A 12202-nucleotide genomic window follows, 5' to 3' on the forward strand; every position below is an offset into this window, starting at 1 on the left:
GCTTGGAATCAGCCATTGGCCATTAACTCCCAGATATCGCTCCGATTAAAAGTCCACCGTGGCAGAGAAAAATGCCATGCGCGGTGTGCCATACGTCAGGCCATTCACGCTATCGCTAGTGCTGACGGTAGCCCAGTAATGCTTGTCGAGCACGTTATCTACCGTGGCGCGCAGGGTTACGTTTTTACCCGCCGAAACAAACCGGTAGCGGGCACCAAGATCCAGCCGCGCCCAATCGGGAATCTCGCGCGTATTGGCAGCATCTACATATTGATCACTGGTATAGATGGTACGTGCCGTCCAGGTAAAACCAGGTATGGCAGTAACATCCCACTCCATGCCGAGATTGGCATTCACTTTGGCTACGCCTGGCGCAGTATTGCCATCGTTCGCGCCACCCAGTGTCTTTTTCAATTTGCCATCCAGCAGTGTCACACCACCCAATACACGTACGCCACTCACAGGCTCCCCATACAGAGACCACTCCAGGCCCGTGTTGTGTTGCTCGCCATTCAACCCAAAAACAAGAGTGGTGGGGTCGCGAAATGTACTGGGACGTTCAATCCGGAACAATGCCAAGGTAGAAGTGAAGCTACCAAGATCCAGCTTCGCCCCCACTTCAACCTGCTTGGTTTTGGCTGGAGGAAAAATATCTCCCGCATTGGCAGCATTTGTAGGGGCCATAGCGGTCTGGGTCAGCGACTCAATGTAATTTCCATAAAGGGCGAGATGGTCGAGCGGCTTTACCGTAAAAGCGAACGTCGGCGTTAGTGCGTCTTCGTCATACTTGGCACGCACGGGCCCTGTCACCAGATAGGTTTTATTAAGCACCGCCTGCTTGCGGACGCCTATGGTGATTTGCAGACGATCATCCAGCATGGATAAAGTATCGCTCAGGGCAATACTGCTCAAGTCGGTCTCCGCTGTTCGTGGAGGTGTATTGGACATGCCAATCACGGCTGGCTCTATCCCATTCACCGGGTTGTAAATATTGGATGCCACCGTGCCTATTTCATTTTCCAGATTACCAAACTGGATACGATACAAACTGGTATTGAGATTCACCGTGTGGTGAACCACACCAGTATCAAACATGGTGCGCACGCCCGCCTCTCCAGACACCGTATCCTCATGCCTTAGAAAACGATTCACGGTACTCGTATTGACCGTAGTATTACCGGTCGTGGTAACAAAATTGCCCGCAGAATCGACCGCCACCGGCACCCGCAGAAAATCATATCGACCGCGACGAGCCCCCACCGCGGCGTAGGCTGTGATAGCAGGTGAAAAATCATACTCGCCACGCACGGCAACGGTCGTGTCTATGGTATTGGCATAAGACCAGCGCTGGGCAAAGTTGCGCGTGACCTTATCGGCATCTGGCACGGCGGCCAGAACACCACCGCGGCTGTTCAAGGTTACCCGTTCCATTGGCGCCGTGCCTCGATTCTCGTAATGCCAAACATCCGTAGACAGGCGTAAATTTTCACCTCGAAAATCCAGCCCCAATGTCATGAGTGAGCGCTCTATTCTCTGATCATTCGAAAATGCCGTCCTGCCATCCTGATATACCGAGTTCAGACGAATGCCAAACTGGTTATCGCTACCGAAGCGTCGACCAATATCCACATGCCCGCCAAAAACCGAGCTTAAGGCATAGTTAGCGGTAAACTGGGTAATCGGTGCATCTGTCGCCCGCTTGGCAATCACATTGATCGCACCGCCAACGCCACCCGTAGGTGCCATGCCATTCAACAAGCTGTTAGGCCCCTTGAGCACTTCAACTCGCTCAACCCCCTCCAGTGGTACTGTGTAATTGGGAACCAGCCCGAACAAACCGTTCAGCGCCACCTCCCCATTCGATAGAGAAAAACCACGGATGGAGAACTGATCAAAGCGACCAAACCTGGGGTTGTTATTGCGAATGGATGAGTCGTTTTCGACAATATCCGCTAAGGTCGTCGCCTGCTGGTTCTGAATCAGCTCACGGGTATAGCTAATCACACTATATGGCGTATCCAGCACTGACTTATTGCCCAGCAATCCCACCCGCCCCCCTCGCGCGACTTGACCACCCACATACGCAGGCATCAACTCGCCAGGCAAAACCGTATCTGCCGACTTATCAACAACATGGACAGTATCCAGTGTTGTCGCAACTGGCGTTGCCGCTGCACTCTGCTGTGCTTTCTTTTTATCCGCCAGTTGCTGCTCTGTCACCTCCTCTGCAGACCCGCCCGTAGAAAATGCCAACAGTAATAAAGCACCCGCTGCCTTGCCAGAAACTTGTATGGGATCGACCGAACTGGTCAGTAAAGAGAAGCGAGACATTATTTTCCTTGCACATCATTGTTATTAAGAAGCATTTACAAATAATAACAATTCTCATTAACAATGTCGATGCTTAAGAATCCAATTCGGAACCCATGAACGAGCCGAGCGATAACAAAACGTGAAGATTCCAACGCCTTGGAAAAACGTGATAGTCCGGAAACAGGAATAAACAAGATATCGTGCTGATCGCACGAACATGAAAAAGGGGCATGAAAAAAGGGGTTAGTTACCTAACCCCTTTTGGATACTGGTCGGGACGGCAAGATTCGAACTTGCGACCACTTGCACCCCATGCAAGTACGCTACCAGGCTGCGCTACGCCCCGATGTCGCTAAAGCAACAAGGCCTGCATTATAGCGGAATGAACTGGAGGGAACAAACAGGAAATTGGTTTTTAGGGAGCGCGCAGCAGATCAAGCACTTCACGCAACTCGCTGCGCAACAAACCAACATCCAGTTGCGGATAGGCGGAGGCAGGTGAGGAATGCTCAACCTGCTTTTCCACCACAGTTTCAGGTGGAGCTTCTACTGCTTGTGCCGCATCATCAAGCCTGTTACGGGCGCCGCTGATGGTGAAGCCTTGCTCATAGAGCAATTCACGGATACGGCGAATCAGCAGAACTTCATGATGCTGGTAATACCGGCGATTACCACGACGCTTGACGGGTTTTAGCTGCGTGAATTCCTGCTCCCAATAGCGCAAGACATGGGGCTTAACGCCACATAGCTCGCTGACCTCACCAATGGTGAAGTAACGCTTGGCAGGAATCGGCGGCAACACAACCTTAGGCGCGGTCTCCGGCATAAGCCTCCTCTACCTTTAGCTTGAGCTTCTGGCTGGCATGAAACGTGACGACACGGCGTGCCGTGATCGGGATTTCTTCGCCTGTTTTGGGGTTGCGGCCTGGCCGCTCTGATTTTTGACGTAATTCGAAATTGCCGAAACCCGACAGTTTTACACTGTCTCCTGATTCCAAAGCCGTACGTATTTCTTCAAAAAACGCTTCGACCATATCTTTGGCCTCACGTTTGTTCAGCCCAACCTGTTCAAAGAGCAAATCAGCCAGATCGGCTTTGGTTAATGTCATGCAAATCTCCCAACTACTTTTCTTAACTTTCGCACCATCGCGACGCATTTTCTAAAAACTGGCGCCCCATTGGCGTTCTAATTTCTTAATTCCGCACCATGTTTGGTCTTGAGCAATGCTAGCAAATTACTCATGACGGCATCTGCCTCAGCATCCGTCAAAGTTTTTTGAGTATCTTGCATAAGCACAAGAAATGCAAGGCTTTTTTTGTTTTCCGGAACACCTTTTCCGCGGTAAATATCGAACAATGCGATGTCTGAAATCAAGACATTTTTCGCATCATTCATGGTATCCAATAGCGCTTGAACAGGGGTTGCCTCATCCACCACCACGGCAATATCGCGTCGCACAGGCGGGAACTTAGCCACCTCTTGATATCTAGGCAACTGAACGGTAAGCAAAGGGGCAAGATCACATTCAAACACCACCGTGCTGCGTGGCAATTGATAATGCTGTTGCCACTTGGGGTGTAACTTGCCCAGCCAGCCGATGATCTTGCCATCCAGCAAGATATGGGCAGATTGACCTGGATGCAGCGCCGGATGCGTGGCGGCCTGATACACAGCGCGTCCGTGCGTCAGCGCATCCACCTGGGCTTTCACATCATAGAAATCCACATCACGCTCGTCCTCAGCCCATTGCTCAGGGTGGGCAGCACCGTAAGCCAACCCGGAAACCCGCATGGTTTCAGCATAGCCAGAATCGGCTTTATGATAGGCGGAGCCAATTTCAAACAGTTTGGCGCGCGGCTGCTTGCGGTTGAGATTATAAACCAGCGTCTGCAACAGACCGCCCCACAAGCCGCTACGCATCACGCTCATGTTGCTGGCGATGGGGTTTTTCAGCACTATCGCGTCATTATTCCCCAGCAAGTCACGTTCCCAGCTGGCATCCACAAAACTGTAGCTGACGATTTCCTGATAGCCACCAGCCACCAGAGCGTCGCGCACCCAGGCACGATTCAGTTCGCTACCTGAGGCAGGCAACATGGCCAATGTGGCTTGCGGCGCAATCGCGGGGATATGCTCATAGCCATGCAGGCGAGCCACTTCCTCGATAAGGTCTTCCTCAATTTCGATATCAAAGCGATAGCTGGGAGGCGTAATCTCGTAACGACCATCCGACTCACGTGCCGCGAAACCAAGGCGGGCAAATATGGCCGATACTTCGCTACGCTCCAGCGGGATACCCAGCACCGAAAGCAGCCGCTCATAGCGTAATGTCACCGGCTTGCGCGTGGGCAAGGCAGATTTGACTTCGACAACATCACCAGGCTCACCACCGCAAATCTCAAGAATAAGCGCGGTTGCACGCTCCAATGCCTGACGGGTGCTGCCAAAATCCACGCCACGTTCAAAGCGATACGACGAGTCCGTCGACAAGCCCAGGCGGCGTGCTTTGCCAGCGATCACGCCGGGGGCAAAGTATGCACTTTCCAGAAAAATGTCGCGTGTCTCCAGTGACACAGCCGAGTCCAGCCCACCCATGATACCGGCCAAGGCCAGTGGGCCATGGGCGTCGGCAATCACCAGCATATCCTGTTGCAAGTTCGCTTGCTGCTGATTCAGCAAGCTCAGCGCCTCGCCAGAATTGGCATATCGCACCTCGATATCGCCCTGCAGCTTCCCAGCGTCAAAGGCATGCAGAGGCTGCCCCAGTTCCAGCAATACATAATTGGTAATATCGACAATCGCACTGATGCTGCGAATACCACTACGCTCCAGACGTCGTTGCATCCAGTCGGGTGTCGCCACGGCGGCATTCACGCCACGGATGCTGCGCCCACTGTAATACGGGCATGCCTCAGGCTCACGCACGGAGATCTTGAAGTCGGTGCTGGCAACCGGGCTGATGCTGGCCGTCGCCGGTACCTGCAAGGCGGCGCCGGTGATCGCGGCCACGTCGCGGGCAACACCAACGATACTCAGACAGTCGCTACGGTTAGGCGTCAACTTCAATGTAAACAGCTGATCATTGAGTTGCAGGTAATCACGAATATCCGTACCGATTACCGCCTCGGCAGGCAGCTCCAGCAAGCCACTGCTCTCTTCGGCAAGCCCCAGCTCCTTGGCGGAGCACATCATGCCAAACGACTCGACACCACGCACTTTGGCTTGCTTGATGTTAAAGCCAGGCAAGGCCGCACCAACCATGGCGCATGGCGCCTTCAGGCCCACGCGAGCATTGCTGGCGCCACAGACGATCTGGAGGGGCGTACCCGAGCCGACATCCACTGTTAATACTTGTAGGCGATCCGCATCCGGATGCTTTTCTGCCGTGAGCACTTCTGCCACCACGACGTGACTGAACGCTGGTGCCACAGCGTCCATCGCTTCCACCTCAAGGCCAGCCATGGTCAAGGCATGACCGAGCTGCTCACTGCTAATGGCAGGATTGACGTACTGGCGTAACCAAATTTCTGAGAATTGCATGATCGTTAACCAAACTGCTTGAGGAAGCGAAGATCGTTTTCGAAAAACAGGCGCAGGTCATTCACGCCATACCGCAGCATCGTCAGGCGCTCAACGCCGAGCCCGAAGGCAAACCCACGATATTTTTCACTATCGATACCCACATGCTTGAACACTTCGGGATGCACCATGCCGCAGCCACCGATTTCCAGCCAGCCACCATTCCAGCTCATATCCATTTCGGCAGAGGGTTCGGTGAACGGGAAAAAGGAAGGACGGAAGCGCACTTCCAGATCTTCGCGCTCGAAGAAACGCTGCAAGAAATCCTGCACGACGCCCTTGAGGTTGGCAAAGCTGATGTCTTCATCGACCCACAAGCCTTCCACCTGATGGAACATGGGCGAGTGGGTGGCATCGGAATCCACACGATACACGCGGCCAGGCGCAATGATTTTCAGCGGGGGGGTCTTGTTCTGCATGTAATGGACTTGCACAGGCGAGGTGTGCGTACGCAACACATGCTGCTCATCCACATAAAACGTGTCGTGCATGGCACGCGCAGGGTGATCTTCAGGAATATTCAGGGCGGTGAAATTATAGAAATCGGACTCGATTTCCGGGCCTTCAGCCACATCAAAACCGATCGAATGAAACAGTTGCTCAATCCGTGCCAGCGTCAGCGAAACCGGGTGTGCGCCACCGCGATCACCACTCCGGGCTGGCAATGTCACATCCAGCGACTCGCTGGAAAGCTGACGTTCCTGCTCCGCCAGCAACAGCGTATCGCGACGGTTGCGCAAAGCTTCTTCTACGCCCTGCTTCACGACATTTATCGCCGCACCGGCGGCGGGACGCTCTTCGGCTGACAGTTTACCCAAGCCCTTCAATGCATCGGTCAAGGCACCACTCTTACCGAGGAATCGTGCCTTGGCCTGCTCCAGATCATTGAGATTGTCACACGCAGCAAACGCGCTTTGTGCCTCGCTCAGGATGTGATCAAGATGTTGTGTCATATATTCTTGAGACCTTACTTGCATGTGTCATGCATCAATAAACCAGGGCATTTTCATCAGCATTCAGATGCAGGAATTCCATCGGAAATCCACAGCGAAACGGCTGAGGGAAAAACCCAATAAAAAAGGAGGCACAAGGCCTCCTTTTTCAATTGCCGGATTTAAGCGGCAGCAAGGCCCGATTTTGCCAGCTCGGCAAACTTGGCAAATGCCACTTTGTCGAACACAGCCAGATCGGCCAATACCTTGCGATCCACTTCAATCGCAGACTTCTTCAGACCGTTGATGAAACGGCTGTATGTCAAACCATACTCACGTGCACCGGCGTTGATACGCGCGATCCACAAGGCACGGAATTGACGCTTTCTTTGACGACGGTCACGGTATGCATATTGACCAGCCTTCATTACCGCTTGCTTGGCAATGCGGTATACATTCTTGCGACGACCACGGTAACCCTTGGCAGCGTCTAAAACCTTTTTATGACGTGCGCGGGCGATGACACCACGTTTTACTCTAGGCATGCTCTATCTCCTTATTGAGTTGGCATCATGGCGCGTACGCGCTTGACGTCAGTTGCGGAAATAATAGCCGTGCCACGCAGGTTACGCTTCTGCTTGGTGGTCTTCTTGGTAAGGATGTGGCGCAGGTGCGAATGGGTACGCTTAACCTTGCCATTACCCAAGAACTTGAAGCGCTTTTTGGCGCCACTCTTGGTTTTCATTTTTGGCATTTTTTTCTCCTGAAGGAACAATAAAAAAGAGCGATCGGGCATGCCTTTAGCCGCGTCGCTACCTCTTGCTGCTTGATACTGGCACCACTTAGCGCCAGTCATCATCAAAACAGCCCGCTATTATAACGCAATAACGGGCTGAAGTTAATGCACTTACTTCTGCTTCTTGTGCGGACCGAGCACCATCACCATCTGACGGCCTTCCATCTTGGGGAACTGCTCTACCACCGCATGTTCCTGCAAGTCGGCTTCCACACGTTTCAAAAGTGCGAGCCCAAGTTCCTGGTGGGTAATTTCACGGCCACGGAAACGCAAGGTAATCTTGGCCTTGTCGCCTTCCTGCAAAAAGCGGATCAGGCTACGCAGCTTGACCTGGTAATCGCCTTCATCCGTGCCTGGTCGGAATTTCACTTCCTTGACCTGAACCTGCTTCTGCTTGAGACGAGCCTCGTGCTGACGCTTGCTTTCGGCATATTTGAATTTGCCGTAATCCATCAAGCGACAGACTGGCGGCTGCGCCTGAGGCGCAATCTCAACCAGATCAATATCAGCTTCTTCCGCTTTTGCAAAAGCCTCATTGAGACTCATGATCCCCAGCGGCTCGCCATCAACCCCCACCAATCGAATCTGTTGTGCAGTGATGTCACCGTTGATTCGTATTTCTTTTTCTTGAGCTATCGCAAATTCTCCAAATTAATCATTAAACGGCCATGCATAAATTTAAACCTTGGCGCCAACGTCCGCCTTGAGTCGCTCTATAAAAGCGCTCACCGACATGGAACCAAGGTCTTCACCCTTGCGGGTACGCACAGCCACTTGTCCGCTTTGCATTTCGCGGTCACCTGCCACTAGCAGATAAGGCAGCTTCTGCAAGCTATGTTCGCGAATTTTATAGGTTATTTTCTCATTCCTCAAGTCCGAATCGACCCGGAAGCCGTTTTTCCTGAGTTCGGCGACCACTTCCTGCACATAAGCAGACTGGCTATCGGTGATATTGAGGACCATGGCCTGAACAGGGGCGAGCCAGGTAGGCATCGCTCCGGCATAGTTTTCAATCAGGATACCCAGGAAACGCTCCATGGAACCGACGATGGCGCGATGCAGCATCACAGGGTGCTTGCGCGTGTTGTCCTCAGCCACATACTCCGCACCAAGGCGCTCTGGCAAGTTGAAATCCAGCTGTATAGTACCGCATTGCCACAGGCGGCCCAGACTGTCTTTCAGGGTAAATTCAATCTTGGGACCGTAAAACGCGCCTTCGCCCGGTTGCAGGTCGAATGCCAGATTATTTTCCCGCAATGCCGCTGCCAGGGATGCTTCGGCTTTATCCCAGGTTTCATCAGAACCCACGCGCTTTTCAGGGCGAGTCGAGAGCTTGACCAGCACATCGTTAAAACCAAAATCCTTGTAAGCCTGGTACAGCATGACAATAAAGTTCGCAACTTCCTGCTTTACTTGATCTTCAGTACAGAAAATGTGTGCGTCATCCTGGGTAAACCCACGCACGCGCATCAGACCATGCAATGCGCCGGAAGGCTCATTGCGGTGGCAGGAGCCAAACTCGGCCAGTCGCAGGGGCAGGTCGCGGTAGCTGTGCAAACCACTGTTGAATATCTGGATATGGCCAGGGCAATTCATCGGCTTCACCGCGTAATCGCGATTTTCCGAGGATGTGGTGAACATGTTTTCACGGTAATTTTGCCAGTGACCAGACTTCTCCCACAGGGAGCGGTCCATGATGGTCGGCGTTTTGACTTCCTGATAACCGTACTGACGGAACAGGCCGCGCATGTACTGCTCCACTTCCTGCCACAAGTTCCAGCCTCGCGGATGCCAGAACACCATGCCGGGCGCTTCGTCCTGCATGTGAAAATAGTCCAACTGCTTGCCCAGCTTGCGGTGATCGCGCTTTTCCGCCTCTTCCAGCATGTGCAGATAGGCTTCCAGGTCTTCCTTTTTTGCCCAGGCAGTACCGTAAATGCGTTGCAGCATTTCGTTGTTGGAATCGCCACGCCAGTAAGCGCCAGCAACCTTCATCAGCTTAAATGCCTTGAGTTTGCCGGTAGAGGGCACATGCGGACCACGACAGAGGTCGGTGAAATTGCCTTCGGTATAGAGCGACACATCCTGGTCCGCCGGAATGGAGGCAATGATTTCCGCCTTGTAGGCCTCGCCTATGGACTGGAAATACGCCACGGCTTCATCGCGCGGCAATACCTTGCGGGTTACCTGCTCATCCTTTTTGGCGAGCTCGGCCATTTTCTTTTCAATGGCTTCCAGATCTTCCGGCGTAAATGGACGCTTGTATGAAAAGTCATAGTAGAAGCCGTTATCAATGACCGGGCCAATGGTTACCTGGGCTTCCGGGAACAGCTCTTTGACCGCATACGCCAGCAAGTGAGCAGTGGAGTGGCGAATGACTTCAAGGCCGTCCGCATCCTTGTCCGTAATGATGGCGAGGTCCACATCCTCGGCGATCTCGAAAGACGTATCCACCAGGCGAGGCTCCTGCCCCGGCAATGTGACTTTGCCTGCCAGTGCGGCACGAGCAAGGCCTGCGCCTATGCTTTGCGCAACCGCAGCAACGGTTAAGGGGGCGTCGAACTGTCGTTCAGAGCCGTCAGGCAAACGTATTACCGGCATAGTGATCTTTCAAGCTATTAAGGGGACTGCAGATGTAAAAGTCGTTGATTTAACGGCTTTCCAGCGTATGGGGGAGGATGCCGCCCAACGGGAAATTATCGCACAAAGCGCAAAAGCTGGACAACATCCCTGACCAACTGAATCATGCTAGGCTATTTATGCCCCATTTGCGGAAAATCAGGCACCCGAACACCTCATGTTGAACACGCCTGCATGCCGCACATTCATGACGAGAGCCCATGCAAACAGCCCCACCTGACAATACAGACATCGCAGCCAGCCGCTTTCTGGCGGGATTGGATGCAGACTGGCAACGCCTGGTCACCTTGGTGGGGCCTTGCGCCATTCAGCGCCGCGAGCAGGGAGAACCTTATGAGGCGCTGGTACGCGCCGTCGCCCACCAGCAATTGCATGGCAACGCCGCCGCCGCCATATTGGCCAGACTGATGGCAAGCTTTCCGCATCATGGTTTTCCCAGTCCGGAGCAGCTTGCAACCGCGGATGAAACACAGCTCAGAAGCTGCGGTCTATCCATGGCAAAAGTCAACGCCATCAGGGGCATTGCCGCAGCCACGCTGGCGGGCACCGTCCCCAGCGCCAGGCTCGCTGCGGGCATGAGCGAAGAAGAGTTGATCACCCGCCTCACCTCGCTGAAGGGCATAGGCCGGTGGACGGTAGAAATGCTGCTGATATTTAGCCTGGGACGCAATGACGTGCTGCCGGTGGATGATTTTGGCGTACGCGAAGGCTGGCGCCTGCTTAAAAACCTGCCTGAGCAGCCTAAGCCCAAAGCCCTGGCTGTGATTGGCGAACAATGGAAACCCTACCGCAGTATTGCTGCGTGGTATTTATGGCAAGCAGCCAACCTGGGTAAACGTGGCGCGCTGATGCCAGACAAGGAGCCAGTAGAATGAAGCCAGAAACAGCACGTGAAGAATTGATCCGAGCCACTCATCTGGCGATGGCTGGCCAATGGGATGCCGCCCACAACATTGCCCAGGCCTCGGGGCATCCCATCGCGCACTGGATTCACGCCGTGTTGCATAAGATAGAACCTGACGAGGGCAACAGCCGCTACTGGTATGCGAGGACTAGCCGTCGCTATGAGGAATACGAGACGCCGGAAGAAGAGTGGCAGGCGATATTGGCTGAGCTTTCTGAGCCCTGAACAGAGGCCTGAACAAAGCCCTGAAGCTCAGCGCTCTGCGGGCTTCAAACCCAGTGGCAAGGCCGCCGCAAGCCAGCCGCTGTTTCAATTGCTTTCATTTATTACATTTTTCTGTAACAAATGTCTGTCACAATGCAATTGTTGGTTTTACCCAAACCAACGATTTCTCAACATCAAAAATCCCAAAAGGACATTATGCTTATCAAGTTTTTCATTCTGTTTGCCATACCCTTTGTCTTTACTGCATTCAGCGCTGGTTTAGGCTGGTTTGCCAATGAAAGCGACGGCGCCATGCTGACCGGCACAACCGGCTTTGTGGTTTCGGCCGCGTGGGCTTTCTACAGCTGGGCAACATCGCCACTTCACCGTCGACAGCCCATCAGCCGCCAGAGCGCAAATCGCTCCCCGGCCGCCACGGTCAAAATAGCCCGTCTTAAGGCGTGCTAATACATAAAAAGGCAGCCTGAGCTGCCTTTTTTGTTAACTCCGGACAGCTGCCATCTTTCTCAAGCCTGGTCGCCAACCGCATCGCGCGCCGCATGCAAACTGGCATTCAATCTGTCCACCACTTCGGCCCAATCGGCATCGGCCTGGATGGCTTCACGCAGGAATGCCGCCTGCGATAGCGTCCAGAATGGGGCTTCGCTCAACGCCAGACCCGTGTGCAAATGGCCATGCGTGCTAATGAACTCCACTATCGATGCTTCATCCGAAGGCAATCCTAGCTGCTCAAACAATTGAGCCATTTCATGCGCGGGGCTTTCCATGCATTACCTCCCATTATTGATCTCACTACCAATGTGACCGCCATC

The 12202-nt window shown here is 53.4% G+C and carries 13 protein-coding genes and 1 tRNA gene; 3 read left to right on the forward strand and 11 right to left on the reverse strand.

Features of this window, described 5'->3' with window-relative positions:
• Positions 1 to 45: 45 nt before the first annotated feature.
• The 10 genes from FNL37_RS10520 to thrS all read right to left on the reverse strand — a co-directional run bounded on the left by FNL37_RS10520 (position 46) and on the right by thrS (position 10222).
• On the reverse strand, positions 46 to 2331 hold the full coding sequence (locus FNL37_RS10520; RefSeq protein WP_159356075.1) for a TonB-dependent receptor: 2286 nt from the start codon (positions 2329 to 2331) through the stop codon (positions 46 to 48).
• Between the two features lie 251 nt (positions 2332 to 2582).
• Positions 2583 to 2659, reverse strand: a tRNA-Pro gene (locus tag FNL37_RS10525).
• Positions 2660 to 2728: 69 nt separating this feature from the next.
• Positions 2729 to 3139 carry a MerR family transcriptional regulator gene (locus FNL37_RS10530; protein WP_159356076.1) on the reverse strand — a complete coding sequence of 137 codons (411 nt, stop codon included), beginning with the start codon at positions 3137 to 3139 and terminating at the stop codon, positions 2729 to 2731.
• Positions 3120 to 3422, reverse strand: a complete 303-nt coding sequence (locus FNL37_RS10535) for an integration host factor subunit alpha (RefSeq protein ID WP_013441555.1) — start codon at positions 3420 to 3422, stop codon at positions 3120 to 3122. Before FNL37_RS10535 ends, FNL37_RS10530 begins: the two co-directional genes overlap by 20 nt.
• Before the next feature lie 77 nt (positions 3423 to 3499).
• Positions 3500 to 5854, reverse strand: coding sequence for a phenylalanine--tRNA ligase subunit beta (gene pheT / locus FNL37_RS10540; protein WP_159356077.1), 2355 nt, complete (start codon positions 5852 to 5854; stop codon positions 3500 to 3502).
• A 5-nt stretch (positions 5855 to 5859) separates the two neighbouring features.
• Positions 5860 to 6846, reverse strand: a complete 987-nt coding sequence (gene pheS, locus FNL37_RS10545; RefSeq protein WP_159356078.1) for a phenylalanine--tRNA ligase subunit alpha — start codon at positions 6844 to 6846, stop codon at positions 5860 to 5862.
• 161 nt (positions 6847 to 7007) lie between these two features.
• On the reverse strand, positions 7008 to 7370 hold the full coding sequence (gene rplT / locus FNL37_RS10550) for a 50S ribosomal protein L20 (RefSeq protein WP_013441552.1): 363 nt from the start codon (positions 7368 to 7370) through the stop codon (positions 7008 to 7010).
• 11 nt (positions 7371 to 7381) lie between these two features.
• A complete protein-coding gene (rpmI, locus tag FNL37_RS10555; protein ID WP_013441551.1) occupies positions 7382 to 7579 on the reverse strand; it encodes a 50S ribosomal protein L35 in 198 nt (65 codons plus the stop codon).
• 153 nt (positions 7580 to 7732) lie between these two features.
• Positions 7733 to 8257 carry a translation initiation factor IF-3 gene (gene infC / locus FNL37_RS10560; RefSeq protein WP_015829557.1) on the reverse strand — a complete coding sequence of 175 codons (525 nt, stop codon included), beginning with the start codon at positions 8255 to 8257 and terminating at the stop codon, positions 7733 to 7735.
• 42 nt (positions 8258 to 8299) lie between these two features.
• The gene (gene thrS / locus FNL37_RS10565) at positions 8300 to 10222 is read right to left on the reverse strand and encodes a threonine--tRNA ligase (RefSeq protein WP_159356079.1); all 1923 of its coding nucleotides are present in this window, start codon (positions 10220 to 10222) and stop codon (positions 8300 to 8302) included.
• A 239-nt stretch (positions 10223 to 10461) separates the two neighbouring features.
• Here thrS and FNL37_RS10570 point away from each other — a divergent pair, with 239 nt between their 5' ends.
• The 3 genes from FNL37_RS10570 to FNL37_RS10580 all read left to right on the forward strand — a co-directional run bounded on the left by FNL37_RS10570 (position 10462) and on the right by FNL37_RS10580 (position 11837).
• A complete protein-coding gene (locus FNL37_RS10570; RefSeq protein ID WP_159356080.1) occupies positions 10462 to 11136 on the forward strand; it encodes a DNA-3-methyladenine glycosylase family protein in 675 nt (224 codons plus the stop codon).
• Entirely contained in the window at positions 11133 to 11390 is a 258-nt protein-coding gene (locus FNL37_RS10575) for a hypothetical protein (RefSeq protein WP_159356081.1), read from the forward strand. Before FNL37_RS10570 ends, FNL37_RS10575 begins: the two co-directional genes overlap by 4 nt.
• Before the next feature lie 132 nt (positions 11391 to 11522).
• A complete protein-coding gene (locus tag FNL37_RS10580; protein WP_244948268.1) occupies positions 11523 to 11837 on the forward strand; it encodes a hypothetical protein in 315 nt (104 codons plus the stop codon).
• Between the two features lie 59 nt (positions 11838 to 11896).
• On the opposite strand, the gene FNL37_RS10585 is transcribed toward FNL37_RS10580, so the two are convergent.
• The gene (locus FNL37_RS10585; protein ID WP_159356082.1) at positions 11897 to 12157 is read right to left on the reverse strand and encodes a DUF2789 domain-containing protein; all 261 of its coding nucleotides are present in this window, start codon (positions 12155 to 12157) and stop codon (positions 11897 to 11899) included.
• Positions 12158 to 12202: the final 45 nt, after the last annotated feature.

This window comes from Methylovorus glucosotrophus, from assembly GCF_009858335.1.
Taxonomy (GTDB): domain Bacteria; phylum Pseudomonadota; class Gammaproteobacteria; order Burkholderiales; family Methylophilaceae; genus Methylovorus; species Methylovorus glucosotrophus.